General features: G+C 61.9%; 16 protein-coding genes. All 16 read left to right on the forward strand.

Features of this window, described 5'->3' with window-relative positions:
- The first annotated feature begins 3 nt into the window (after positions 1-3).
- The 16 genes from GGU46_RS09180 (at position 4) to GGU46_RS09255 (ending at position 26,278) form a co-directional block, all read left to right on the forward strand.
- A complete protein-coding gene (locus tag GGU46_RS09180) occupies positions 4-1,758 on the forward strand; it encodes a RagB/SusD family nutrient uptake outer membrane protein (RefSeq protein ID WP_183403223.1) in 1,755 nt (584 codons plus the stop codon).
- Positions 1,759-1,857: 99 nt separating this feature from the next.
- Complete coding sequence (locus GGU46_RS09185) at positions 1,858-3,816, forward strand: sialate O-acetylesterase (RefSeq protein ID WP_183403224.1); 1,959 nt, start codon at positions 1,858-1,860, stop codon at positions 3,814-3,816.
- A 163-nt stretch (positions 3,817-3,979) separates the two neighbouring features.
- Positions 3,980-6,166 carry a glycoside hydrolase family 3 N-terminal domain-containing protein gene (locus tag GGU46_RS09190; RefSeq protein ID WP_183403225.1) on the forward strand — a complete coding sequence of 729 codons (2,187 nt, stop codon included), beginning with the start codon at positions 3,980-3,982 and terminating at the stop codon, positions 6,164-6,166.
- Positions 6,167-6,418: 252 nt separating this feature from the next.
- The gene (locus GGU46_RS09195) at positions 6,419-8,293 is read left to right on the forward strand and encodes an endo-1,4-beta-xylanase (RefSeq protein ID WP_183403226.1); all 1,875 of its coding nucleotides are present in this window, start codon (positions 6,419-6,421) and stop codon (positions 8,291-8,293) included.
- A 418-nt stretch (positions 8,294-8,711) separates the two neighbouring features.
- The gene (locus tag GGU46_RS09200) at positions 8,712-10,238 is read left to right on the forward strand and encodes a xylulokinase (RefSeq protein ID WP_183403227.1); all 1,527 of its coding nucleotides are present in this window, start codon (positions 8,712-8,714) and stop codon (positions 10,236-10,238) included.
- Positions 10,216-11,547 carry a xylose isomerase gene (xylA, locus tag GGU46_RS09205; RefSeq protein ID WP_183403228.1) on the forward strand — a complete coding sequence of 444 codons (1,332 nt, stop codon included), beginning with the start codon at positions 10,216-10,218 and terminating at the stop codon, positions 11,545-11,547. The genes GGU46_RS09200 and xylA overlap by 23 nt, the downstream gene beginning before the upstream one ends.
- Positions 11,548-11,807: 260 nt before the next feature.
- Positions 11,808-13,403: an alpha-N-arabinofuranosidase gene (locus tag GGU46_RS09210; protein WP_183403229.1), complete on the forward strand. Its 1,596-nt coding sequence runs from the start codon at positions 11,808-11,810 to the stop codon at positions 13,401-13,403.
- 58 nt (positions 13,404-13,461) lie between these two features.
- A complete protein-coding gene (locus GGU46_RS09215; protein WP_183403230.1) occupies positions 13,462-14,577 on the forward strand; it encodes an endo-1,4-beta-xylanase in 1,116 nt (371 codons plus the stop codon).
- A gap of 106 nt (positions 14,578-14,683) precedes the next feature.
- Complete coding sequence (locus GGU46_RS09220; protein ID WP_183403231.1) at positions 14,684-17,329, forward strand: glycosyl hydrolase 115 family protein; 2,646 nt, start codon at positions 14,684-14,686, stop codon at positions 17,327-17,329.
- Positions 17,330-17,814: 485 nt separating this feature from the next.
- Positions 17,815-18,453 carry a (2Fe-2S)-binding protein gene (locus GGU46_RS09225; protein WP_246398826.1) on the forward strand — a complete coding sequence of 213 codons (639 nt, stop codon included), beginning with the start codon at positions 17,815-17,817 and terminating at the stop codon, positions 18,451-18,453.
- Between the two features lie 104 nt (positions 18,454-18,557).
- Positions 18,558-19,541: an FAD binding domain-containing protein gene (locus GGU46_RS09230; protein ID WP_183403232.1), complete on the forward strand. Its 984-nt coding sequence runs from the start codon at positions 18,558-18,560 to the stop codon at positions 19,539-19,541.
- Positions 19,542-19,679: 138 nt separating this feature from the next.
- A complete protein-coding gene (locus tag GGU46_RS09235; protein WP_183403233.1) occupies positions 19,680-22,019 on the forward strand; it encodes a xanthine dehydrogenase family protein molybdopterin-binding subunit in 2,340 nt (779 codons plus the stop codon).
- A 154-nt stretch (positions 22,020-22,173) separates the two neighbouring features.
- A complete protein-coding gene (locus GGU46_RS09240; RefSeq protein WP_183403234.1) occupies positions 22,174-23,364 on the forward strand; it encodes an XdhC family protein in 1,191 nt (396 codons plus the stop codon).
- Between the two features lie 133 nt (positions 23,365-23,497).
- The gene (locus GGU46_RS09245; protein WP_262890935.1) at positions 23,498-24,091 is read left to right on the forward strand and encodes a nucleotidyltransferase family protein; all 594 of its coding nucleotides are present in this window, start codon (positions 23,498-23,500) and stop codon (positions 24,089-24,091) included.
- Positions 24,092-24,187: 96 nt separating this feature from the next.
- Complete coding sequence (locus GGU46_RS09250) at positions 24,188-25,633, forward strand: MFS transporter (RefSeq protein WP_183403236.1); 1,446 nt, start codon at positions 24,188-24,190, stop codon at positions 25,631-25,633.
- A 129-nt stretch (positions 25,634-25,762) separates the two neighbouring features.
- Complete coding sequence (locus GGU46_RS09255) at positions 25,763-26,278, forward strand: DinB family protein (protein WP_183403237.1); 516 nt, start codon at positions 25,763-25,765, stop codon at positions 26,276-26,278.
- Positions 26,279-26,483 lie beyond the last annotated feature (205 nt).

The raw sequence follows: 26,483 nt of genomic DNA on the forward strand, positions 1-26,483 counted from the left end.
CATATGAAAAAAGTATTCTTAAGCGCGTCGGCCCTCGGCCTGTTGCTGGCCGCCACCAGCTGCGACAAGGATCTGCTGGACGAAAATCCGCGCTCCATTCTGGTTCCCTCCTTCCTGGGCACGCCCGAGGGCGTACAAGCCGGCCTGACGGGGGTGTACTCGGGCCTGCGCAACGTGATGGGCAACGAGGAAGCCGAGTACATGGCCGTGCAGGGCACCGACGAGTGGATGCGCGGCTTCGCGGCCACCCAGGGCTACGAGGACTACAACCCGGCCCTGCTGAACTCCCAGAACTCGGCCGTCACCAACCAGTGGGCCATCATCTACCGCTACATCAACGGGGCCAACGGCGTGATTCAGTACGCCGGCACCGTGCAGGGGCTGGCCCCCACCACCATCACGCAGGTGGTAGGCCAGGCCAAGCTGCTGCGGGCGCACTACTACTTCATGCTGGTGCAGTATTTCGGCGACGTGCCGCTGATGCTCAACTTCGTGGATGCGCCCACCAAGGATATTTCCCGCGCGCCCAAGACCGAGGTGTACAACGCCATCATTGCCGACCTGAACGACGCGCTGACCAACCTGCCCGACCGCACCAGCGGCTACGCGGCCACCGGCACCGGCCGCGTAACCCGCGCCACGGCCCTGCACCTGCTGGCCAAAGTGCACCTGACGCGCGCCTCGTCCACGGCCAAGCAGGCCGACGACTACGCCAAGGCCAAGCAGTACGCCGAGGAGCTGATCAGCAACCGCACCCGCTACGGCGTGGACCTGGAAGCCGACGTGGCCGACGTGTTCCGCGAGGGCAACGAAAACGGCAAGGAGGTGCTCATGAACGTGCAGTTCAACACCGACCCGACCTTCACCGGTCAGGATCCGTTCTCGCCTACCGGCGCCAACCAAACCAACTTCTTCTTCCGCAGCCGCTACGACCTGCTGCCCAACATGGTGCGCGACATCCCGAACGGTCGCCCTTACGGCCGCTTCTGCCCCACGCCCTTCCTGCTGGATTCCTACATTCTGCCGGGTGAATCGGGCCGCAGCCTGCGCTCCACCGACACGCGCTACAACAAGTGGTTTACCACCGTGTACCGCGTGAACTCCACCGGCACCGGTGCCGCCAACGGGGGCCGGGCCACGGCCGTCATCGGCGACACGGCCGCCTGGTACACCGGCCGGCCGCTGTCGGCCGCCGAGAAGGCGCGCATTGCCGCCCGCCCCAATGGCCCCTACACCGTCATCGAGCCCGCCGGCTACAGCAACCTGTTCTCACCCGTGATGAACAAGTTTGACGACGTGACCCGCACGGCCGTGAACAACCCTTCGGACCGGCCCCTGATTGTGTTCCGTTTTGCGGAAACCTACCTGATTGCGGCGGAAGCCAACCTGTACCTCGGCAACACGGCAGCAGCAGTTGGCCAGATCAACACCCTGCGCCAGCGGGCCGGAGCGGCGGGCCGCAAAGCCCAGATGGACATCACGGCCTCCCAGCTCAACATCGACTTTATTCTGGATGAGCGGGCCCGCGAGCTGTGCGGCGAGCAGATGCGCTACTTTGACCTGGTGCGCACGGGCAAGCTGGTGGAGCGTGTGAAGGCCTACGTGCCCGTCAGCCAGAACCGTACTACCGCCCCGGCCGGTCCCTACGGCTCCGATGCGGCCCGCAACGTGCGCGACTTCCACGTGCTGCGCCCGATTCCGCAAACGGAAATCGACCGTACCGGTGGCAAAATCACCCAGAACCCCGGCTATAACTAAGCCTGACCAGTGCCCGAAGCCGTGGTTTTCCGCAAGGGAAGCCACGGCTTCTACTTCTGGCCGGCTTTTTCTCCCGGAAGCGTCACTTCTCTTTTCTTCATGAAGCCACTCATTCTATCACTCGCCGTAGCAACCGCATTGCTGAGCCACGCGGCTCCGGCCCAGGTGCGGCTGCCGCGGCTCGTGAGCAACGGCATGGTGCTCCAGCGGGATACGAAACTGACCCTCTGGGGCTGGGCCGCCAAGGGCGAAAAAGTCGCCCTGACGTTCAAAGACAAAACCTACCCCGCCACCACCGGCCCCGACGGGAAATGGACGGTAGCGCTGCCGGCCCAGCCGGCCGGCGGGCCTTACACCCTGCGCTTCAAGGCCAGCAATGAGCTGGAAGTGCAGGATGTTCTGGTCGGGGACGTGTGGCTGCTGTCGGGACAGTCGAACATGGAAACGCCCATGGCGCGCCTGCGCGACAAGTTTCCGGAGGCTATTGCCCAGGCCGCCAACCCCCGCATCCGGCAGTTCGAGGTGCCTATGACCTCTACCCTGCAGAAGCCCCGCACCGATGTAGCCGGCGGCCGGTGGGTAGCCGCCGACCCTCAGAGTGTGCTGCAGTTTTCGGCCGTGGGCTACTTATTCGCCAAGGAAATCAACGCCAAGTACCAGGTGCCCGTGGGCCTGATTAAGGATGCCGTGGGGGGCTCGCCCGCTGAAGCCTGGCTGAGTGCCGACGCCCTGCGCCAGTTCCCGAACTACCAGCAGCAGGCCGCCAAATACCAGGACAGCGTGCAGGTGGCCGGGCAGCGCCAGCGCGAAGGTGCAGCTGTTGCCAGCTGGTACCAGCGCCTTTATCAGGCCGACCAGGGCGAGGCCCGGGGCCAGCAAAAGTGGTCGGACCCGGCCTACGACGCCCGCGGCTGGCGCACCATGGGCGTACCCGGCTACTGGGCCGACCAGACCCCGCTGGGCCCGGTGAACGGGGTAGTATGGTTCCGGAAAGAGGTGGAAGTGCCCGCCAGCATGGTGGGCCAGCCGGCCCGCCTGGAGCTGGGCACCCTTGTCGATGCCGACTCTACTTATATCAACGGGCAGCTGGTGGGCACTACCGGCTACCAGTACCCGCCCCGCAAGTACGAGCTGAAGCCCGGCGTGCTGAAGGCCGGTAAAAACGTCATAGTGGTGCGCCTGATCAGCAACGGCGGCCGGGGCGGCTTCACGCCCGACAAAACTTACGAGCTGCGGGCCGGCGGCCAGACCCTGGACCTGCGCGGGCCGTGGCAGTACCAGCTGGGCGCTACCCTGCCGCCCACCCCGGGCACCACGTCTTTCCATTTTCAGCCCGGTGCCTTGTTCAATGGCATGATTGCCCCGGTGCTGCCCTACGCCCTAAAGGGGGTGCTCTGGTACCAGGGCGAAAGCAACGCGAGCCGCCCCCAGGACTACCAGGCCCTGATGACCAGCCTGATCGGCGACTGGCGCGCCCAGTTCCGGCGGCCTGACCTGCCGTTTCTGTACGTGCAGCTGGCCAGTTTCATGGCCATGCGGCCGGAGCCCGGCGAAAGTGGCTGGGCCGAAATCCGCGACGCCCAGCGCCGCACCCTGGCCGTGCCGCGTACCGCCATGGCCGTGGCCCTGGACGCGGGCGAGTGGAACGACATTCACCCCCTGGACAAGCAAACCGTGGGGCACCGGCTGGCGCTGGCGGCCCGGCAGGTGGCCTACGGCGACAAAAAAGTAGTGGCCTCGGGGCCGCTCTACCAATCCATGCAGGTTAGCGGCAACCAAGCTACGCTGCGCTTTACCAGCGTGGGCGGCGGGCTGGTGGCCAAGGGGGGCGGCCCGCTGAAATATTTTGCTGTGGCGGGGCCCGACAAGAAATTCGTGTGGGCGCAGGCCCGGCTGGAAGGCAACACGGTGGTGGTGTGGAGTGATGCCGTAGCTACCCCCGTGTTCGTGCGTTACGCCTGGGCCGATAACCCCGAGGGCGCCAACCTCTACAACCAGGAAGGACTACCCGCTTCGCCGTTTCAGGCTAGCGTGTCGGCAACTGCTCCGGCGCAGTAACTGCTCTTTTGCTGCTTCTGAAATCTTTCTTCCGAAGCAGCCCTACCTACCCGTCGGCTCCCCAGGCCGGCTTCCCGCACCTACCGCACAATGCCGCTTTGTTAAGTCCCGAGTTTTCGGGGCCTCAGGGCGTTGCGTTTCCTGACTTCTCCTTTCCCACCGCATGAAGAAACATCTGCTCTTATCGGGGTTGCTGGCCTGCCTGAGCTTGCCCTCGGTGCAGGCCCAGCAGGCTCCGGCCGCCTACCTCGACCCCACCAAGCCCGTGAACGTGCGGGTGCGGGACCTGATTTCGCGCCTCACCCTGGAGGAAAAGGCCGATCAGATGATGTACAACAGCAAGGCCATCGAGCGGCTCAACATTCCGGCCTATAACTGGTGGAACGAGGCCCTGCACGGGGTAGGGCGGGCAGGTGCCGCCACGGTGTTTCCGCAGGCCATCGGGCTGGGCGCTACCTTCGACGACGACCTGGCCTTGCGCGTGTCCACGGCTATTTCCGACGAGGCCCGCGCCATGTACAACGCGGCCGTGGCCAAGGGCTACCGCCAGCAGTACAGCGGCCTCACGTTCTGGACGCCCAACATCAACATCTTCCGCGACCCGCGCTGGGGTAGGGGACAGGAGACCTACGGCGAAGACCCCACCCTCACGGGCCGTTTGGGGGTAGCCTTCGTGAAAGGCCTGCAGGGCCCCGATCCGCAGCACCTGAAGGTGGCGGCCTGCGCCAAGCACTTCGCCGTGCACAGCGGCCCCGAGAAGCTGCGCCACGAGTTCAACGCCGTGGCCTCGCCCCAGGACTTGCAGGAAACCTACCTGCCGGCCTTCAAGCAGTTGGTGGATGCCGATGTGGAAGCCGTGATGTGCGCCTACAACGCCACCAACGGCGAGCCCTGCTGCGGCAACACGTATTTGCTGCAGGATGTGCTGCGCAAGCAGTGGGGCTTCCGGGGCCATATTGTGTCAGACTGCTGGGCGCTGGTGGATTTCTACAAGGGCCACAACGTGGTGAAAACGCCCGCCGAGGCGGCAGCTATGGCCCTGGAGCGCGGCGTAAACCTGAACTGCGGCAGCGTGTACCCCTCCTTGCCCGAGGCGGTGCAGAAAGGCCTGACCACGGAAGCCAAGATGGACAGCTCCCTGGCTATTCTGCTGCGCACCAAGTTCAAGCTGGGTCTGTTTGATGCCCCCGGCAGCAGCCCCTACGATAAGCTGGGCGCCGACATTATCAACAGCCCCCAGCACCGCGCCCTGGCCCGCGAGGCGGCCCAAAAGTCTATTGTGCTGCTGAAAAACAACGGCGTGCTGCCCCTGCGCAACGACCTGCCCAAGTACTTCGTGACCGGCCCTAACGCCGCCAACCTCGATGCCCTGCTGGGCAACTACTACGGCGTGAACCCCGAGATGAAAACCATTCTGGAAGGCCTGGTGGCCGGCGTAAGCCCCGCCAGCCAGATGCAGTATCGCCCCGGCGCCCTGCTTGATAGGCCCAACCAGAACGGCGTGGACTGGGTGAGCGGCACGGCCCGCACCTCCGACGCTACGTTTGTGGTGCTGGGCATCAACGGGCTGCTGGAAGGGGAGGAGGGCGAGTCCATTGCCTCGCCGAGCTTCGGCGACCGGCTCGATTATAACCTGCCCCAGAACCAGATTGACTTCCTGCGCGGCCTGCGCAAAAACAACACCCAGCCCATTGTGGCCATCGTCACCGGTGGCTCGCCTATGAACCTGGCGGAGGTGCACGAAATAGCTGATGCCGTGGTGCTGGTCTGGTACCCCGGTCAGGAAGGCGGCAACGCCGTGGCCGACATCGTGTTCGGGAAAGTGTCGCCCTCGGGCAAGCTGCCCATTACCTTCCCCAAGAGCCTCGACCAGCTGCCCGCCTACGAAAGCTACGGCATGCTGGGCCGCACCTACCGCTACATGAGCCAGGAGCCCATGTACCCCTTCGGCTACGGCCTGAGCTACGCCAAATTCGAGTACAGCGGCCTGAAGCTGCCCAAGAAAGCAGCCCGCAACAAGCCGGTGGAAGTAGAGGCTACCGTGCGCAACACCGGCAAAGTAGCCGGCGAGGAAGTGGTGCAGCTCTACCTCACCCACACCCCCCGCCAGGGCCAGCAAATTCCGCGCTACGCCCTCAAAAACTTCCGCCGCGTGCAGCTTCAGCCCGGCGCCAGCACCACCGTTAAGTTCACCCTTACGCCCGAGCAGCTGGCCCTCATCGACGCCCAGGGCAAAAGCGTAGCGCCCACCGCGCCCGTGACCATTGCCGTGGGCGGCTCCCTACCCTCGGCCCGCAGCCAAACCCTCGGGGCCAGCAAGCCGGCCACTGCCGTGCTGGCGGTGAAGTAAAGCGCAGCAGTTCTCTCTGGAAAAACAGCCAAGTTACTGAGAAATAGGATGTTCACTATCACTTGCCTTTCAGCTTAAAGAGGGGGTAGGGGCTTGGCCGCTTACAACGGATTAGAGCGCTGCGGAAACCAGTAACGCTTCAGCCAACCCCACTTTCCCTACCCCCTTAATCCGCTTTCAACCACAGCCCGCGCGGGCTCCCACGCTGCCCGCCGGTGCTGCTTTCTAACCCCCCACTTTTCTTTCTTTATCATGTTCAAAACCTCTACTCTTTTTGCCGGGGCGCTGCTGGCGTTCCTTGGCAGTGAGGCCGCTTGGGCGCAGAACGCGCCCGTGGTGCAGCAGGCCGAAACCGGCACCCTGGGCGCCGACTGGAACACCGCCACTCAGGCCGATGTGCAGTACGTGACCATAAAACCCACGGCTACCATCAACGGCCAGAACCCCGGCACGGCCGCGCGCGTCATCACCTACTCCGTGACGTTCCCCGGCGCTGGCTCCTACGACCTCTACGCCCGCGTGCGGGTAGGAGCCGCTGCCGCCAACGACGACAGCTTCTACTACGCCAATGGCTTTGGGACCAAGCAGCCGGATGCTGACACCGACTGGATTACCGTCAATCAGCTGAACTCCGTGGGCTACACCAGCGGCAACATTGCCGTGGACGGGGCCGGCGGCGCCACCAATGGCGTCTGGAAGTGGATTAACCTCTCGAAGTTCAACGGGGGCGAGGCGCCCATCAACTTCACGGTGGCCGCCGGCAGCCTCACCCAAACCTTCCAGATTGGGGCCCGCGAAGACGGCCTGGACATTGATAAGCTGGTGTTTGGCGCCACAGGTTTGTTTTTTACCGTAGCCAACCTCGATGCTGGGGCTCAGGGCTCCACTACCGCGCCGGTTACCTTCATCCCGAAAGGTCCGGTGCTGGCCGCCGGTAAACCCAAGTTCCTGGGCGGCGTGTACAGTCAGCCCCAGAAGCCCTTCTTCAACGCTTACTTCAACCAGGTAACGCCGGAAAACGCCGGCAAGTGGGGCAGCGTGGAAGGCACCCGCAACCAAATGAACTGGACCGAGCTCGACTCGGCCTACGCTCTGGCCAAGACGAAAGGCTACCCCTTCAAGATGCATACCCTCATCTGGGGACAACAGCAGCCCGTCTGGATTGAAAGCCTGCCCGCCGCTGAGCAGCTGGCGGAAATCAATGAGTGGTTTGCGGCCGTGGCCCAGCGCTACCCCGACCTCGACCAGATTGAGGTAGTGAACGAGGCAGCCAACGACCTGCCCCTGAACGGCTCTACCGGCAACAACGGCCCGAATACGCCCGGCAGCGGCGCCGGTAACTACTACGAAGCCCTGGGCGGCGCCGGCACCACCGGCTGGGACTGGGTGATTAAGTCGTTCCAGCTGGCCCGGCAGTATTTCCCCAAGGCCCAGCTTCTGATCAATGACTACGGCGTAATTACCAGCAATACCAACGCTCAGCGCTACCTGGGCATCATCAACCTGCTCAAAGAGCGCAACCTCGTGGACGGGGTCGGGATTCAGGGCCACGCCTTCGAAACCCGCAACATTCCGGCCGCTACCCTGCAGGCCAACCTCGATGTGCTGGCTTCGGCCGGTAAGCCGCTCTACATCACGGAGCTGGATATTGACGGCGTGAATTCCTCGAACCAGCTTGATGACGCCGTGCAGCTGGCCGAGTACCAGCGCGTGTTCCCGACCCTGTGGACGCACCCGGCCGTGAAGGGCGTTACCCTGTGGGGCTACCGCCCCGGCCACTGGCGCACAGCCCAGGGCGCCTACCTGGCCAACGCCGACAATACCGAGCGCTCGGCCCTGGTCTGGCTGCGCACCTACGTGCAGGCTACCGTGCTCAGCAGCAAAGCCGCCCAGGCCTCCACAGTGCGGGTGTACCCCAACCCCGCCACCGATGGCCGCATTACCCTCAGTGGCCTCAGCAAAGCCGCGCAGGTGCGGGTACTGGATCTGCAGGGCCGGGTAGTGCAGCAGCTCAGCGCCAAAGCCCTGCCCACGCAGGAGCTGCAGCTGGCAGTAGCCCCCGGTTTGTACGTAGTGCAGGTAGAGGAGAGTAGGCAATTACTTTCCTATAAACTAGTTCTGCAATAACGGCAGCAGGCCGTGAAGGCCTGAATCCAGACAAATAGAATTATCACGAACAAAGCGTGTAGGGCAGCTATTGGCCTGCACGCTTTGTTCGTTTTACTATTCGAAGATAATCTGCGAAAATAAAATTATTGCTGTCTGCCTATCGAAACCGTTTTCGGAAACGTTTTCGGTATTTTTATTTGAAAATAAGCGCGTTACAAGGGTTTTGATAGTGTCATCCGGAAATTTCATTGCTGTATATTCGACTACCAATCGTTGAGAATAGCATTTCAGCGGCTGCCAGTAGCGGGCTTGTATAGGCGGTTGCTGTAGCGGTTGAAATTGAATATTTCCAAGCGAATCTGATCTGCTGCCTGGCTCGGCGGCTGGCCCTGACTTCCCACCCTGCTACCCCGGTAGCTCCCCTGAACTCCCACCCATGAACTACCTGCTCGGGTACGATATCGGCAGCTCGTCCATTAAAGTGGCCCTGCTCGATGCCGATTCTGGCCGCTGCCTGGCCAGCGTCACCTCTCCTAAAAAGGAAATGGAAATTTCGGCGCCGCTAGCCAGCTGGGCCGAGCAGCGCCCGGAGCGGTGGTGGCAGGAGGTAGTCAACGCTACCCACGAGCTCAAGCAGACCTATGGTTTCGATGCCACCCAGGTAGCTGGTATTGGTATTACTTACCAGATGCACGGCCTAGTGCTGGTAGATAAGAACGGCAAGGTGCTGCGCCCCGCCATTATCTGGTGCGACAGCCGCGCGGTGGAGTACGGCAACCAGGCCTTTGAGGGGCTAGGGGAGGAGTACTGCCTGCGCAACTTCCTGAATTCGCCCGGCAACTTCACGGCTTCTAAGCTTAAGTGGGTAAAGGAAAACGAGCCCGCCATTTTCGAGCAAATCCACAAAATTCAGCTCCCCGGCGACTTTATTGCTTTCCAAATGACCGGCCGCCTGTGCACTACGGTGTCGGGCTTGTCGGAAGGGGTGTTCTGGAACTTCCGGGAGCAGGCCATTGCCCAGGACTTGCTGGATTTCTACGGCATCAGCCGCGACCTGCTGCCTGAGGTAGTGGATACCTTCGCCGAGCAGGGGCGCCTGACACCCGAAGCGGCCCAGGAGCTAGGCCTGCACGCTGGTACGCCCATTGCCTACCGCGCCGGCGACCAGCCCAACAACGCCTTCTCCCTCAACGTGCTGCAGCCCGGCGAAATTGCCGCTACGGCCGGTACCTCGGGCGTAGTATATGGCATCAGCGACCAGCCAGTGGTGGATGCCCGCTCCCGCGTGAATGCCTTTGTGCACGTGAACAGCACCCCGGCCCAGCCCCGCAACGGCATGCTGTTGTGCGTAAACGGCACCGGCATTCTGAACAGCTGGCTGCGTAAGGTAGTGGGCGAAATTCCCTACGACGAAATGAACCAGCTGGCGGCGCAAGCCCCGGTAGGGGCGGAGGAGCTGCAATTTCTACCCTTCGGCAATGGCGCCGAGCGGGTGCTGGAAAACCGCCCCACCACCGCCGAACTGCGCGGCCTCAGCTTCAATATTCACGGCCGTTCGCACGTGCTGCGCGCCGCCCAGGAGGGCATCGTTTTCGCCCTGAACTACGGCATGGACATCATGCGCGAGTCGGGGGTGCAGGTGCGCAAGGTGCGTGCCGGCAACGCCAATATGTTCCTGAGCCCAGTGTTCCGCGAGGCCTTCGTGAACAGCGGCAACGTGGAGCTGGAGCTTTATAACACCGATGCGGCTCAGGGTGCAGCCCGCGGCGCCGGCATCGGGGTAGGGCTTTACGCCAGCCCCGCCGAAGCCTTCAGTGGCTTGGAGCGCATCCTGACGCTGGAGCCTACCCCGCAGCTGCAGGAGCAATACCACTCGGCCTATGCCCGCTGGCATGAGGCCCTCACCCAACAGATTCTTTCACCTACCACTACTTCCCACCATGTCGCTCAGCACGCTTTCTAAGACGGAGTACTTCAAGGGCATCGATACCATTAAGTTTGAAGGCCGGGAGTCGGATAACCCGCTGGCGTTCAAATGGTACGACGAGAACCGCATCGTGGCCGGCAAGACGATGAAGGAGCACCTGCGCTTCGCCACTTCGTACTGGCACACCTTCACGGGCACCGGCGGCGACCCGTTCGGCCCCGGCACCAAGCAGTTTGCCTGGGATGCGCAGGGCGACATTCTGGGCCGCGCCCAGGACAAAATGGATGCTGCCTTCGAGTTCTTCACTAAAATCGGCACGCCCTACTACTGCTTTCACGACATCGACCTGGTGGACGAAGGCTCTTCGCTGCGCGAGTACGAGAGCAACCTGCAGCGCATTGTAGAGTACGCCAAGCAGAAGCAGCAGGAAACCGGCATTAAGCTGCTGTGGGGCACGGCCAACGTGTTTTCGAACCCGCGCTATATGAATGGCGCCTCTACCAACCCCGATTTCGCGGTGGTAGCCCACGCCGGCACCCAGGTGCTGAACGCCCTCGACGCAACCATTGCCCTGAACGGTGAGAACTACGTGTTCTGGGGTGGCCGCGAAGGCTACATGACCCTGCTCAACACCAACATGAAGCGCGAGCTGGAGCACATGGGCCGCTTCCTGACCATGGCCCGCGACTACGCCCGCAAGCAGGGCTTCCAGGGCAAGTTCTTCATTGAGCCCAAGCCCGCCGAGCCCACCAAGCACCAGTACGACTTCGACGCCGCGACCGTCATCGGCTTCCTCAAGGAGTACGGCCTGCAGGACGACTTCATGCTGAACCTGGAAGTAAACCACGCCACCCTGGCCGGCCACACCTTCCAGCACGAGCTGCAGGTAGCGGCCGACGCGAACATGCTGGGCTCCATGGACGCCAACCGCGGCGACTACCAGAACGGCTGGGACACCGACCAGTTCCCGAACAACATCAATGAGCTGACCGAAGCCATGCTCATCATTCTGGAGAATGGTGGCATCAAGCCCGGCGGCATCAACTTCGACGCCAAAACCCGCCGCAACTCCACCGACCTGGAGGACATTTTCGTGGCCCACATCGGCGGCATGGACACCTTCGCCCGCGCCCTGGTGGTAGCCAACGACATTCTGGAGAAGTCGGCCTACCGCAAGTTCCGCACCGAGCGCTACGCCTCCTTCGACTCGGGTGAGGGTGCTGCCTTCGAGAAAGGCCAGCTGACCCTGGAAGACCTGCGCCGCATTGCCCACGAGCACGGCGAGCCCACCCTGCGCAGCGGCAAGCAGGAGTGGCTGGAAAACATCATCAACCAGTACATCTAAGCGACTTACCAAACGAAACTGGCCGGCCTTCCTAAGGGCGTGGGAACCCAAGGGGGAAAGGCTGGCCAGGATCGTTTGTTGCTTGTACCGGAAAAACATAGAACGTCATGCTGAGCTTGTCGAACCGAAGGTCGGCATAGCCAAGCATCCCTACCGCTTCGCCGGGGTTTATCCTAACGAAGCCGGTAGAGATGCTTCGGCAAGCTCAGCATGACGTTTTTTTGTGCCTGATCTTTCCCACGGTTTCCTACCTCCCGCCCATGTCCCAACCTTTCTCTCAACCTTTCTTCCTACCCCGCCTGTTGCGCCAAACCCTTGGCCTGGCTACTGGCCTGGTCCTGCTAACGGCTGCTCCAACAGAGGCCCAAACCATACCCGTAACTGTGCAGCCCGGCGACCCCAAGGTGGTCATCAGCAAGCACATTTACGGGCACTTTGCCGAGCACCTGGGCCGGTGCATCTATGATGGATTTTGGGTGGATGAGAAGCTGAACGTGCCCAAGCAGGGCCGCATCCGGATGGACATTGTGGAGGCTCTGCGCAAGATTAAGGTGCCCAATCTGCGCTGGCCCGGCGGCTGCTTTGCCGACACGTACCACTGGCGCGATGGGGTAGGGCCCGTGGCCCAGCGCCCCAAAATGCTGAACATGTGGTGGGGTAACAACCTGGAGGACAACTCCTTCGGGACCCACGAGTTTCTGGAGCTGTGCAAGCTGCTGAATACCGAGCCCTACCTGGCGGCCAACGTGGGCAGCGGCACGGTGCAGGAAATGGCCGGCTGGATGGAGTACCTCAACTCCAACGACGACACCCCGCTGGTGCTGGAGCGCCGCAAAAACGGCCACCCCGAGCCCTACGGCGTGTCGTGGTGGGGCATTGGCAACGAAAGCTGGGGCTGCGGCGGCAACATGACGGCCGAGTACTACACCGACGTGTACAAGCGCTACGCCACCTTCGCCCACAACTACCCCGCCTCGCCGCCCCTCAAGAAAATCGTGAGCGGGGCCAACGGCGACGATGCCCACTGGACGGAAACGTGCATGAAGAACATTCCGCTCAATCAGATGTGGGGCCTCACGTTGCACCAGTACACCCTGCCCACCGGCAGCTGGACGGGCAGCAAGGGCAAGGCCACCGGCTTCGATGAGCAGCAGTACTTCAATACCCTGCGCAACTGCCTGAAAATGGACGCCGTGGTAACCAAGCACGCGGCCATCATGGACAAGTACGACAAGGACAAGAAGGTAGCGCTGCTGGTGGATGAGTGGGGCGTGTGGACCGACGTGGAGCCGGGCACCAACCCGGGCCACCTGTACCAGCAAAACACCCTCCGCGACGCCCTGGTGGCCGGTACTACCCTCAACATCTTCAACAACCACGCCGACCGGGTGCGCGGGGCCAACCTGGCCCAGGCCGTGAACGTGCTGCAGGCCCTCGTCCTGACCGACAAGGAGCGGATGCTGCTCACGCCCACCTACCACGTCTTCGATCTGTACCAGGTGCACCAGGATGCCCAACTCCTGCCCTTGCAGTTTACCAGCCCCGACTACGTGCTGAACGGCGAGAAACTGCCGGCCCTGAACGCCTCCGCCTCGCGGGATAAGGCGGGGGCCGTGCACATTTCCCTGGTAAACCTCGACACGAAGAAAAGCCAGAAGCTGGAAACCGCCCTGCCCGGCGTCAGCTGGAAAACTGTGTCGGGCCGCATCCTGACCTCCGGTAACGTGGCCGACCACAACACCTTCGATAAGCCCAACAACGTGAAGCTGGCCGCCTTCAACGGCGCCCGCAAGCGCGGCGACAAGCTGAGCGTGGAAGTACCCCCGCAGTCGGTGCTGGTGCTGGAAGTAAAGTAAGTATTCTTCAGGGCAGCTGCGGCGCGTGCCCGGCTGCCCCATTACTCATAACCGATTTATGACAACTCATAAAGTACTCGTGTGCCTCGCGCTAGCCGGCCTGGGCCTTGGCTTCGGGCCAAAGGCGGACCAGCCCTTGAAGGATGCCTTCAAAAAGGATTTCTACGTGGGCGCTGCCCTTAACAACCGCCAGATAAGCGGCCAGGACGCTAGGTCGGTGGCCTTGGTCAAGCAGCACTTCAACACCATCAGCCCTGAAAACCTGCTCAAGTGGGAGGCTGTGCACCCGAAACCGGACACGTACAACTTCAAGCCCGCCGACGACTACGTGGCCTTCGGGCAGCAAAACAAGATGTTCACCATTGGCCATACCCTGATGTGGCACCAGCAAACCCCCAAGTGGGTGTTTGAGGATGCCGAGGGCAAACCCGCCAGCCGAGAGCTGCTATTGAAGCGGCTGGAGGACCACATCAACGCAGTGGTGGGGCGCTACAAAGGCAAAATTGCAGGCTGGGACGTGGTAAACGAAGCCATCGACGACCAGCAGGGCGACCTGCGCAAAACCAAGTGGCTGGAAATCCTCGGGGAGGATTTTGCCGCCAAGGCCTTTGAGTATGCCCATAAGGCCGACCCCAAAGCCCAGCTCTACTACAACGACTACAGCCTCTACCGGCCCGAAAAGCGGGCGGGCGTCATCAAGCTGGTGAAGAGCCTGCAGGCCAAAGGCATCAAGGTGGACGCCATTGGGATGCAGGGGCACTACGGCCTGACCAAGCCCAGCCTAAAGGATGTGGAAGCCAGCATCATAGCCTTCTCGCAGTTAGGGTGTAAGGTCAATTTCACGGAGCTGGACATCGACGTGCTGCCGAACCCGAGCCGCCGCCAGGGCGCCGACATTGCCGAAACCTTCGCGGCTGATGCCAAATACAACGTGTACACCACCGGCCTGCCTGATTCGGTGCAGCAGCAGCTGACCAAACGCTACGCCGACCTGTTTGCCCTGTTTCACAAGCACCGCGACGTTATCGACCGGATTACGCTCTGGGGCGTGACCGACGCCGACTCCTGGCTGAACGACTGGCCCATCAAAGGTCGCACAAGCTACCCCTTGCTGTTTGACCGCAATTACCAGCCCAAGCCGGCGGTTCAGGCCGTGCTCCGGGCAAGCAAGTAAGCCCGAATCGGAGGCGCTACCGATTGCTGATGCGGCAGAATGTTGAACACTCGCTGCCTGAGCCACGGTTGCCTGGTCAGTTTCATTCCATCTTCACGGTTATTCGATGTCTCCATCCATCCATAGGTTGACCCGCTTCCCGCTCGTCCTGCTGCTGCTCTTACTGGCCTACACGCAAAGCTGGGCCAACACCCCGGCTGGCCTGGGTGAGCAATACGTTTCGGCTAAGAAGAGCAAAGGCAGCTTTGCCTTGGCTGCTTCCGGCAAGGTAGCGCCGCTCTACGCCAGCGCCCAGGACTGGCCCGGCGTACTGCGCGCCGCCAAGGATTTGCAGGCCGACGTGCAGCGCGTGACCAAGCGGCAACCTACCCTGACGACTGACCAGGACCCCAAAGGCAAAGAGGTAGTGCTGATTGGCACCCTCGGCAAAAGCCCGCTGATTGACGGGTTGGTGAAAGCCGGCAAGCTGGATGCCTCGGCCCTGACGGGCAAGTGGGAAACGTTTGTGGTGCAGACTGTGGACAAGCCAATGGCGGGCGTGGACCGCGCCCTGGTTATTGCCGGCAGCGACAAGCGCGGCACCATTTTCGGCATCTATGATGTGTCGCAGCAGATAGGGGTGTCGCCGTGGTACTGGTGGGCCGATGTGCCGGTGAAGGAGCAGAAGTCGCTCTATGTGGCGGCGGGTCGCCATTCGCAGGGCGAGCCGAAAGTGAAATACCGCGGTATCTTCATCAATGACGAGGCCCCGGCCTTGCAAAACTGGTCGAAGGAGAAGTTTGGGGGCGTCAACTCCAAGATGTACGCTCACATGTTCGAGTTGATTCTGCGCCTGAAGGGCAACTACCTCTGGCCGGCCATGTGGGGCAATGCCTTCAGCGCCGACGACCCACAAAACCCGGTATTGGCCGATGAGTACGGCATTGTAATGGGCACTTCCCACCACGAGCCCCTCACGCGCGCCCACGACGAATGGCGCCGCTTCGGCAAAGGCGCCTGGAACTACCAGACCAACGCCCCGGCCCTGCAGGAGTTCTGGCGCGGCGGCATGCAGCGTATGGGCACCCGCGAAAACATCGTGAGCATTGGCATGCGCGGCGACGGCGACGAGCCCATGAGTGAGGAAAGCAACATTGCCCTGCTGGAGCGCATCGTGGCCGACCAGCGCAAAATTATTGCCGAAGCTACCGGCAAACCCGCCGAGCAAACGCCCCAGCTCTGGGCCCTCTACAAGGAAGTGCAGGACTACTACGACCGGGGCATGCGCGTGCCCGACGACGTGACGCTGCTCCTCTGCGACGACAACTGGGGCAACATCCGCAAGCTGCCCAAGCCCGGCGAGAAGCCCCGCAGCGGCGGCTACGGCATCTACTACCACTTCGACTACGTAGGCGGTCCGCGTAACTACAAGTGGTTGAATACGAATCCGCTACCCCGCATCTGGGAGCAAATGCACCTGGCCCACGAGTACGGCGCCAACCAGATCTGGATTGTGAACGTGGGCGACCTGAAGCCTATGGAGCTGCCCATCAGCTTTTTCCTGGATTACGCCTGGAACCCCGACCAGATTAGGGTTACCGACGTGGCCGCCTACACCCAGCGCTGGGCCGCCGCGCAGTTTGGGGAGAAGCATGCCGCCGACATTGCCGACATCCTGGCCAAGTACGCCAAGTACAACGCCCGCCGCAAGCCCGAGCTGCTCGACCAGAAAACCTACAGCCTCGCTACCGGCGAGTGGGCCACGGTAGTAGCCGAGTACAACCAGCTGCTCACCCGCGCCGAAGCCATCAACCAGAAGATTCCGGCCGCTTCCCGCGACGCCTACTACCAGCTGGTGCTGCACCCCGTGCAAGCCTGCGCCAACCTCAACGAGCTGTACTACACCGTGGCCCTAAACCACGATGCCGCCCAGAAAGGCCAGGCCAACACCAATGAGTTGGCCGAAAAAGCCCGGGCCCTGTACGCCAAGGATGCCGAAATAACGAAGCGCTACCATGCCCTGGCCGGGGGCAAGTGGAACCACATGATGTCCCAGACCCACATTGGCTACACCTACTGGCAGCAGCCCAACGAGCAGAAAATGCCCGAAGTAAAAACTCTGGCTACGGCCACCACTTCGGCGGCTGCGCCCGCGCCTACCCCCGCCGCCACGCCCAAGCCCGCCGCCGTATCCGGCGCTGGTTTCGTGGAGGCGGATGGCTACGTGAGCATGGAGGCCGAGCACTACACCAAGGCCGTAAACGCTGGCTCCGTTACTTGGCAGCACCTGCCCGACCTGGGCCGCACCCTGGGTGCCATGACCACCTTCCCGGTTACGGCGGCGACGGAGGCAGCCCCCGGCGGCCAGTCGCCTCACCTGCAGTACACCATCACGCTGCAGCAGGCCGGCCCCGTTACGGTGCACGCCTACCTGGCGCCTACCCTCAATTTTACCGCTGGCAAAGGCTTACAGTATGCCGTTTCCATTGATGACGAAGCGCCCCAGCTCGTCAATCTGCACACCGGCATGGTGGCTGATAATGGCAACAGACCCTGGGAACGGGCGGTAGCCGAAAACATCATTATCAAAACCTCCCAGCACAACGTGGCCGCCGCGGGCACCCACACCCTGAAGTTCTGGCGCGTGGACCCCAGCGTGGTGCTGGAAAAGCTGGTCATCAGCCGCGGTACGTTGCCGGCTACCTACCTGGGCCCACCGGAAAGCCCGGTTGCCGGAGCCGCCGCCGGCAAAGGCAGTGTCGGCCGCCGCTAGTAATTGTTAGCATCTTGTTCAACCCTGTTCGGCCCGGCGCCGGGCAGGGTTGTTTTTGCTGGTCCCGGCCCAATGGCGGAGCCGTCGGACCAGAGCTGGTGAAGTCAGAACGGTCATTCCGCGCTGGTCGAGGAATCTCGCGTGCTGACGTTGCCAAAGTATCCACTCCCCCTCTCCCCCTGGAGAGGGGGCCGGGGGGTGAGGCGAACCACGTAAGCGAGATTCCTCGACCAGTTCGTAATGACCATTATTCTGAAACGTGTATACAGCCTAGTAGGGGAGCAATAGCCAGCCTTGAACAGTCGGGGAGGGGTAGGAAACCCGTGGCTATATCTGAACAATACCCCTGTTCCGGCGTAAAGACAATGCAGGCCTCCTGACAGGCCAAGATGTTACACCCTACGGAAGCTAACCCGGCCCAACGGTAAGCGGTTGTTTGCAGTAGCGTGTGGTACGTGGTGCGGGCTTTTCACCTTTCTATTTCTATGTCGACGACCTCTTCAACCGATAACCCGGGCGAGTTTCCGCAGGAGCCCCGCCCCGAGGATGGCACGCGCCGCTCCTTCATGAAACAGGCCGGCGGCATCCTGGGGCTGGCCCTGGCGCCGCCCTTTGTCGGCCCGGCCGAGCGCCTGGCCGCCTACTCCAAAACGGTGGAAGGCGTAACGACTATGCAGCTGAAAGTAAACGGCGCCGTGCGCTCGTTTCAGGCTGAGCCCCGCGTGAGTTTGCTTGATGCCCTGCGCGAGTATCTCGACCTGACCGGCACTAAGAAAGGCTGCGACCATGGCCAGTGCGGGGCCTGCACCGTGCACGTAGATGGCCGCCGCATTACGAGCTGCCTGACCCTGGCCGTGATGAACCAAGGCAAGGAAATAACTACCATTGAAGGCCTGGCGAAAGGAGAGGAGCTGCACCCCATGCAGGAGGCCTTCATCAAGCACGATGGGTTTCAGTGCGGCTACTGCACTCCCGGCCAGATTATGTCGGCGGTGGCGTGCGTGCGCGAGGGCCACGCCGGTTCCGATGCCGAAATCCGGGAGTATATGAGCGGCAACCTGTGCCGCTGCGGGGCCTACCCCAATATTGTAGCCGCCGTGCGCGAAGTAGCCGGCAAAGGGTGACAGGTGACACGTGACAGGTTAGGCGTCCTACCCGGTCACTTGCTCTAGAGCATCTTACTATCCCAAACCTGTCACCTGTTACGTGCTACCTGTCACCGCAACAAATGAACAACTTCAGCTACACCCAGGCCGGTTCGGCCAAGGAAGCCACCGGCATCCGTAAAGACAAGCCCCAGGCCGCCTACATTGCCGGCGGCACTACCCTCCTGGACTTGATGAAAGCCAACCTGGAGGAGCACCCGCAGCTGGTTGACATCAACCTGCTGCCCTTCAAGGGCCTTGAGCAAACCAAGGACGGGCTGCGCATTGGGGCCTTGGAGCGCATGAGCGACGTAGGCGAAAATGCCCTGGTAAAACAGCAGTTTCCGGCCGTTTCGGAGTCGCTGCTGCTGGCGGCCTCGCCCCAGCTGCGGAATATGGCCAGCATCGGGGGCAACATCTTGCAGCGCACTCGCTGCGGCTACTTCCGCGACGCTGCCTTTCCGTGCAATAAGCGCGTGCCCGGCTCCGGCTGCCCCGCCCAGCAGGGCGACAACCACAACCTCGCCATCCTGGGCGTGAGCGAGGCCTGCATTGCCACCAGCTACCCCGGCGACCTGAGCGTAGCCCTGGCTGCCTTCGATGCCGTCCTGACCCTGGAAAACCAGAAGGGCAAGCAGCGCCGGGTGCCCATCACGGAGTTTTACCGGCTGCCCGGCAACACCCCGCACATTGAAACCGTGCTGGAACCCGGCGAGCTAATTGTGTCTGTGCTGGTGCCGGCAGCCGCTTACACCCAACGTTCCACTTACCTGAAAGTGCGCGAGCGAAGCAGCTACGCCTATGCTCTGACCTCGGCGGCTGTGGGTCTGGACGTGCAGGGCGGTTCCATCCGCGCGGCTCGGGTGGCCCTGGGTGGGGTAGGGGCCCAGCCCTGGCGCTCCCGCGAGGCCGAGCAGATTCTGACCGGCGCCCCTGCTACCGAAGCTACATTCCGGGCCGCCGCGGCTGCGGCTCTGCGCGGCGCTCAACCCCGGGAGCATAACCGCTTCAAGGTAGAGCTGGCCCAGAATACGCTGGTGCAGGCTTTGCAGAAAGTAGCGGGGTAGGCTCCCGCTGAATGGGTAGGCAAGTTCATGCCGCTTCAGACGCGCAGTCTTGGCCTACCCCCCAATCCTTGCTGAACCCAGCGCCCGCGAAGGGCAGAGCAGGATGTTGTTTTCTCCGCTTAACGTTTAGACTTCCTCATGGATACCGAACCCGCATTCTTTGAAACCAACCCCAAGGCCGGCTCCGTGGGCCAACCGCTGGACCGGGTGGATGGCCGGGCCAAAGTGACGGGTCAGGCTCGCTACTCGGCTGAGTTCAACAGCCTGCCCGGCCTGGTGCACGCCGTGCTCAAAACCAGCGAGGTAGCCAAAGGCCGCATCCAGAGCATCGATACTAGTCTGGCCCTGAAAGAGCCCGGAGTGGTAGCTATTCTCACCCATCAGAACCTGCCCCAGCTGGCCAAAACGCCCAATAGTCCCGAGGGGAAAAAGGCCATTGGCGCCCCCATGGGTTTCCTACCCCTCACCACCGACCAGGTGCACTACGCCGGGCAGCCGGTAGCTATTGTGCTGGCCAACACCCTGGAGCGGGCCCAGCACGCGGCTGCCCTGGTGCGGGTAAATATTGCTGCCGAAAAGCCCCTGGCTTCCTACGCCGATCCGCGCGCTGAGCTGTTCGATCCGCAGAAAGTGCAGGATGGCAAAACCCAGGGCCATACGGTGCGCGGCAACCCCAAAGCGGCCTTCGCGGCGGCTCCGGTGCAGCTTACCCACACCTACGAGCACGCCATCAACCACCACAACCCCATGGAGCCGGGCTCCACCACCGCTCACTGGGAAGCCCCGGACCGGGTGACGGTATATGAATCGACCCAGGGGGTGACGCGCACCCAGAAAGCCCTGAGTGCCATGCTGGGCCTACCCACCGAGCAGGTGCGCGTAGTAACGAAATACCTGGGCGGCGGCTTTGGTTGCAAGGGCTCTACTTGGCCCCACACCGTGCTAACGGTGCAGGCGGCTAAAGCGGTTGGTCGGCCCGTGAAGCTGGCCCTCACGCGCCCCCAGATGTTCACCAGCATGGGCCACCGTGAAGACCAAACCCAAACCCTGAAAGTGGGAGCAACCAAGGAGGGCAAGCTCCTGGCCCTCATCCACGAGAAAACCTCCACTACCTCGCCCTGGGACAACTACGCGGAGCCGAACAGCCGGATTATCAACCTGCTCTACAACTGCCCCACGTTTGAATCGACGTACCAGCTGGCCCGCGCCGACGTGATGACCTCCACGTTCATGCGCGCGCCCGGCGAGGCTCCCGGCTCCTTTGCTATTGAGTGCTCCCTGGATGACTTGGCCTACCAGCTGGGCATTGACCCCTTGGAAATCAGGCTGCGCAACTACGCCGAGAAGGACCCCAGCAACGGCAAACCCTGGAGCAGCAAAAGCCTGAAGCAGTGCTACGCCCGCGGGGCCGAGCTGTTCGGCTGGAGCAAGCGCAACCCCCAGGCCGGTGCCACCCGCGACGGCCGCCTGCTGGTGGGCTGGGGCATGGCCACCGCTTCCTACCCCGTGCACAACAACCAAGGCACCGCCCGCGTCCGCCTCTATGCCGATGGACACGCCGTGGTGCAAACCGGGGCCACCGACCTGGGCACCGGTACCTACACCGTCATGACCCAGGTAGCGGCTGATGCTTTGTGGCTCACGCCCGATAAAATCCGCTTTGAGCTGGGTGACACCCGGCTGCCCACCGCGCCTAACTCGGGCGGGTCGGTAGCGGCGGGCACGGTGTCGTCGTCTATCTACATGGCGGCGCAGGATGTGTGGCAGAAGCTCATCAAGCTGGCGACGCAGGATAAAAAGTCGCCGCTGTATCGGGCCAAAGCCGCTGATGTGGTGGTAGAGAATGGGCGCATGGTGCTCAAGGCCAACAAAGCCAAGGGCGAGGACTTTGCGACCCTGATGAAGCGCAACGAAACCACCGACATTGAGGGCACCGGCAACGGCAAGTACGGCGCCGGCTACGAATCAGGCTTGGCAGCTGGCCCCGCCGATTCCGGCCACCAGGACGACATGGCCGGTCACTCCATGCATTCCTTTGGCGTGCACTTCTGCGAGGTGAAAGTGGACCCCGACCTAGGCACCGTGCGCGTCTCGCGCTGGGTAAGCGTGCACGCCGCCGGCCGCATTCTGAATGCCAAAACCGCCCGCTCCCAGATTATCGGGGGCAGCATTTTCGGCATCGGTAACGCCCTGATGGAAGGCACCTTCCGCGACCCTAACTTCGCGCGCTATACTAACTCCAACCTCGCCGACTACCACGTTCCCGTCTGCGCCGACATTCCGGATATGACCGTGGAATTTATTGAGGAGCACGACCCCTACATTAACGCCATGGGCGTGAAGGGCATCGGCGAAATTTCGATGGTAGGCGTATCGGCGGCCGTGGCCAATGCTGTATTCCACGCTACTGGCAAGCGTATTCGCAGCCTACCCATCACCCCGGATAAAGTGCTGGAAACGAAAAAGGTGCAAGCCTAAGTTATCGAGCCGTATGCTTCGGCTGCACCCTAGAACTGTACAGAAAAGCTGAAAACAGTTGGCTGCATGCTCGGGTTAGAACATCCGGGCATGCAGCCTGAGGCTCCCTATCTGCGTAGTGCTTGTTGATCAGCAGTGAGCTGATGTATCGATTATGACCGAATTGCAACGCCTTCTGCGGGCTTATGATGAACACCGCGCCGCCGGCCGGGCCTGTGCCTTGGCCTCGGTGGTGGACGTAGCTGGCTCGGCCTACCGCCGGCCCGGCGCCCGTATGCTGGTAACAGATGAAGGCCAACTGACCGGGGCCATTAGTGGGGGCTGCTTGGAAGGGGATGCCCGCCAACGGGCCCGCCGCACCATTCAGCAGGGGCGCCCCACGGTAGTTACCTACGACTCGACCGACCCCGACGATGACCTGCAGTTCGGGGCGGCCCTGGGCTGCCAGGGCGTTGTGCAGATTCTGCTGGAGCCCCTCGATTTTCAGAACCCCGATAACCCCGTGGAGCTGCTGCGCCGCTGGGCCGAGGGGGTAGAAAAACCTGCCGTGGTAGCCACTGTGTTTGGCGTAGCCGGTTTAAGTTCCGAAGTAGGGGTAGGGCAGCGCCTGCTGCTCACCCACGACCACGCTGCCCAAGGCACCCTGCCGGAACAAACCGCACTCTACCCCCAGATTCTGGCTGATGCGCAAGCTGCCCTAGCCGCCGGTCAGCCCGCTACCCGGCACTACCCCGTAGAGGCCGGCACCGTGCGCGTAAGTCTGGAAATACTGCGACCCCCGGTGCGCCTAACCGTGTACGGAGCCGGCAACGACGTGCAGCCCCTGGTGCGGCTAGCTTCGGGGTTAGGCTGGCGCGTACAGGTAGTCGATGGTCGGCCAGCTCAGGCTCAGCTTAACCGGTTTCCGGAGGCTGATGTGGTGCGGGTGCTACCCCTGGCCCAGGTGGAAACCGAACCCTACGACGGCAGCTTCGCCCTGCTGATGACCCACAACTACTACTACGACTTAGCGGTGCTGCGCCATCTGCTGCCCGACCCGAGCACTACCTATATTGGCTTGCTAGGCCCTCGCAAGAAATACGAGCGCCTCCTCGATGACCTCCGCCAGCAAACCCCCGATGCCGCCGAGCAATTGCAGGGCCGCATCCACAGCCCCATCGGCCTGAACCTGGGAGCCGAAACGCCCGAGGAAATTGCCTTGTCTATCATAGCCGAAATTCAGGCGGTACTGACCAAGCGCCCCGCCGGCTTCCTCCGCGACTCCCCGCACCCCATCCACCCGCCCCTGCGTGCTGATGGGCCACTGGTGGCCGAGGGCCGGGTAGATGCCGTGTGCGGCTTGTAGGGGCGGGGCTTGTCCCCGCCCGCCGTCCGCGCCAGTGCATGAGCCCGCACCCGTTGGCGGGAGCAAGACTAGGCTTGCCGTAAACGAGCGGAACTAACCTAACGACGGGCGGGGGCGAGCCCCGCACCCTACTATGCCAAACGCCATTATTCTGCTTGCTGCCGGCGCATCCGCGCGTTTGGGTCGACCCAAACAGCTACTGCCCTACCGCGGCCAGACGCTCCTGCGCCGTGCCGCCGAAACGGCCGTAGCAGCGGCAGCCGGCGCGGCGGTAGTGGTAGTAACCGGGGCCCAGCACGAAGCCCTGCTGCCGGAGCTAGCTGAGTTGCCAGTAACTATAGCACACTGCCCAGGGTGGGAGCGGGGGATGGGAGCATCCATAAAATACGGTTTGGCGGCACTGGAAAAGCTGCAGGCCCTGGGCGCGGGCGTGACGCTTATGCTCTGCGACCAGCCGCACGTGAGTCCAACACTACTGCAGCAGCTTACCGCGGCCCACGCCGCTACTAGCCGCGCCCTAGTGGCCTGCGCTTACGCGGGTGTACAAGGAGTGCCCGTGTTCTTCAGCGCGGCAGCTGTTCCCTTGCTCCGTGAACTACCCGATGGAGCCGGTGCAGGGCAGTTCCTGAAGCGCTACCCTGCACTAGTAGCTGAAGTGCCGTTTCCTGAAGGCGTTATTGATGTAGATACTGAGGCCCAGTACACCGCTCTGCTAGCTGAAGAGTAGCGCCGGCCGCAGGAAACACAATGGTAGTGCGGAGCCGACAACCGCAACCAGGAATTCCCGTTATCTTGGCCGGAGCACACTTTTCCCCTCGTCTGTATGAGCACTACCCCGGCCGCCGCGGCGGACCCCTCCTTTGATACTATTCCTAAGGACGACAAGCGCATTACCCGCGGCTGGACCTTTTACGACTGGGCCAATTCGGTATATCCCCTCGTCATTACCAGCTCCATCTTCCCGATTTACTGGGGTTCTATGGTAAAGGCTGTCACCAACACGGACAGCGGTAAAACGCCGGTTGAGTTCCTGGGGCTGCATGTGCCCGGCACTTCTCTGCAGAACTATTCCGTATCGGCAGCCTTTCTCATTATTGCCTTAATCAGCCCCCTGCTTACTGCCCTGGCCGATTTCTCGGGACGGAAGAAGCTGTTCTTGCAGATCTTCTGCTACATCGGGGCTATTTCCTGCGCATGTCTCTATTTCTTTGAGCCCAACACGTTTACCATTAGCGTATTTGTGTTTATCATGGCGACGGTGGGCTTCTCGGGCTCCATTGTGTTCTACAACTCCTATCTGCCCGATATTTCCTCGGAAGAGAACTTCGATTCTCTTTCAGCCAGGGGCTTTTCGATGGGGTACATTGGATCCGTGCTCCTGTTGATCCTGTGCCTGATGCTAATCCAAGGGCCTACCTTGTCGGGTACGCCTATGTTTGGCCTCGACGCCGGCACCGCCACGCGCTACAGCTTTCTGCTCACCGGTATCTGGTGGGCGGGCTTTGCCCAGATTCCGTTTTTTACCCTGCCCGCCGACCGTGGCCGCCCCGCTGGTGCTGTTTCAGAGTCGGGCTGGCTACTAAACGGCTTCCGTGAGCTGGGCAAAGTGTGGGAAGAAACCAAGCACCAGCCCAATCTGAAGCGCTTCCTGCTGGCCTATTTCACTTACAACATGGGCGTGCAAACGGTGATGTACGTCGCTACCCTCTTCGGTGACGAGGAATTGGGCCTGGATAGCAAGTCGCTAATTATCACTATTCTGCTACTTCAGATTGTGGGTATTTTGGGCGCTTACCTCTTTTCCAAGCTCTCGGAGCGCATCGGCAACACGCGCGCCCTCAGCTGGGCCGTGTTCATCTGGATGCTGATTTGTGTTGCCGGCTATTTCGTGCAGGCCGGCTGGAGCTTCTATGCCCTGGCGGCTATCATTGGCCTGACCATGGGGGCGGTGCAAAGCTTGTCGCGCTCCACCTACTCCAAGATTATCCCGGAAAACACGCCCAACTCCGCCGCTTATTTCAGCTTCTTCGACGTAACCGAGAAAGTCGGTATTGTTATCGGTCTGGTTGTATTCGGGGGCATTTCGCAGCTAATGGGCGGCAACATGCGCTACAGCATTCTGGCGCTGATTGTGTTCTTTATTCTGGGGTTGATTTTCCTGCTGCAGCTGCGCGGCAAAAAGCTGCGCGACACAGACGCTTCAGAAGCTACCACGCTAGGCCCGCCCCCCGCTACCCCCAACGTGGGCATGCCCGCCTCCGCCCGCTAATTCGTGCTACCCCTTCGCAAGAGCTAAAGCCGCTTCGGATGCCTGAAGCGGTTTTTTGCATCAACCAGCCAATCAACCTTACCCGAAACGGTTACTTTGGCGTCGTTTTCAATTACCCTTTCTCAACTCATGACCGACACCCAACCCACCCTGCAAGCTGCCCTCAGCCAGGAGCTGCGCACCGAGCTGAAACTGACCCGCCGCCTGCTGGAGCGCGTACCCACCGAGCAGTTCGGCTGGCAGCCCCACCCCAAGTCCATGACCATTGGGGCGCTGGCCTCGCACATGGCCAACCTGGTAGGCTTCCTGGAACTGTCCCTGACGGGTCCGGATACCGACGTAACCACCGTGCAAATGCCCCAGGGCGAGAATACCGACGCGGTATTAAGCCGCTTTGATGTGAACAGCGAGAACATTCACAAGGCCATAGAGCAGGTTGACGACGCCACCTTCCACGGCAGCTGGTCCTTGCGCCGGGGCGAGCAGGTGCTCATGACGCTGCCACGCGCCGCCGTGGCCCGTACCATGGTGCTCAACCACCTTATTCACCACCGCGGCCAGCTGTCGGTGTACCTGCGCCTGCTTGATATCCCGGTGCCCGCCATCTACGGCAGCTCCGCCGACGAAGGTCCGCAACGAGGATAGCTTTATGAAGGGAGTGTACTACTTATCATTATATAACTGTTATATTGTATATTAATAAGTAATGTAACACTGCTAGTTAAAAAAACCTGCGTATGGCCGTGCCGACAATTACCCAAACGTGGCGCATTCTGGCCGCCATGAGCTGCACATTGCTAGGCCAGGTTTTTTCCGGCGGCGCGCGGGGGCAAGTGCTTGATACGGGTTT

This window comes from Hymenobacter latericoloratus (assembly GCF_014199535.1).
In the GTDB taxonomy this organism is placed as follows: domain Bacteria; phylum Bacteroidota; class Bacteroidia; order Cytophagales; family Hymenobacteraceae; genus Hymenobacter; species Hymenobacter latericoloratus.

Bases quoted from the DNA above. Each gene is read 5' to 3' on its own strand.
- GGU46_RS09180 (WP_183403223.1), top strand. From the start codon at position 4: ATGAAAAAAGTATTCTTAAGCGCGTCGGCCCTCGGCCTGTTGCTGGCC.
- GGU46_RS09185 (WP_183403224.1), top strand. From the start codon at position 1,858: ATGAAGCCACTCATTCTATCACTCGCCGTAGCAACCGCATTGCTGAGC.
- GGU46_RS09190 (WP_183403225.1), top strand. From the start codon at position 3,980: ATGAAGAAACATCTGCTCTTATCGGGGTTGCTGGCCTGCCTGAGCTTG.
- GGU46_RS09195 (WP_183403226.1), top strand. From the start codon at position 6,419: ATGTTCAAAACCTCTACTCTTTTTGCCGGGGCGCTGCTGGCGTTCCTT.
- GGU46_RS09200 (WP_183403227.1), top strand. From the start codon at position 8,712: ATGAACTACCTGCTCGGGTACGATATCGGCAGCTCGTCCATTAAAGTG.
- xylA (WP_183403228.1), top strand. From the start codon at position 10,216: ATGTCGCTCAGCACGCTTTCTAAGACGGAGTACTTCAAGGGCATCGAT.
- GGU46_RS09210 (WP_183403229.1), top strand. From the start codon at position 11,808: ATGTCCCAACCTTTCTCTCAACCTTTCTTCCTACCCCGCCTGTTGCGC.
- GGU46_RS09215 (WP_183403230.1), top strand. From the start codon at position 13,462: ATGACAACTCATAAAGTACTCGTGTGCCTCGCGCTAGCCGGCCTGGGC.
- GGU46_RS09220 (WP_183403231.1), top strand. From the start codon at position 14,684: ATGTCTCCATCCATCCATAGGTTGACCCGCTTCCCGCTCGTCCTGCTG.
- GGU46_RS09225 (WP_246398826.1), top strand. From the start codon at position 17,815: ATGTCGACGACCTCTTCAACCGATAACCCGGGCGAGTTTCCGCAGGAG.
- GGU46_RS09230 (WP_183403232.1), top strand. From the start codon at position 18,558: ATGAACAACTTCAGCTACACCCAGGCCGGTTCGGCCAAGGAAGCCACC.
- GGU46_RS09235 (WP_183403233.1), top strand. From the start codon at position 19,680: ATGGATACCGAACCCGCATTCTTTGAAACCAACCCCAAGGCCGGCTCC.
- GGU46_RS09240 (WP_183403234.1), top strand. From the start codon at position 22,174: ATGACCGAATTGCAACGCCTTCTGCGGGCTTATGATGAACACCGCGCC.
- GGU46_RS09245 (WP_262890935.1), top strand. From the start codon at position 23,498: ATGCCAAACGCCATTATTCTGCTTGCTGCCGGCGCATCCGCGCGTTTG.
- GGU46_RS09250 (WP_183403236.1), top strand. From the start codon at position 24,188: ATGAGCACTACCCCGGCCGCCGCGGCGGACCCCTCCTTTGATACTATT.
- GGU46_RS09255 (WP_183403237.1), top strand. From the start codon at position 25,763: ATGACCGACACCCAACCCACCCTGCAAGCTGCCCTCAGCCAGGAGCTG.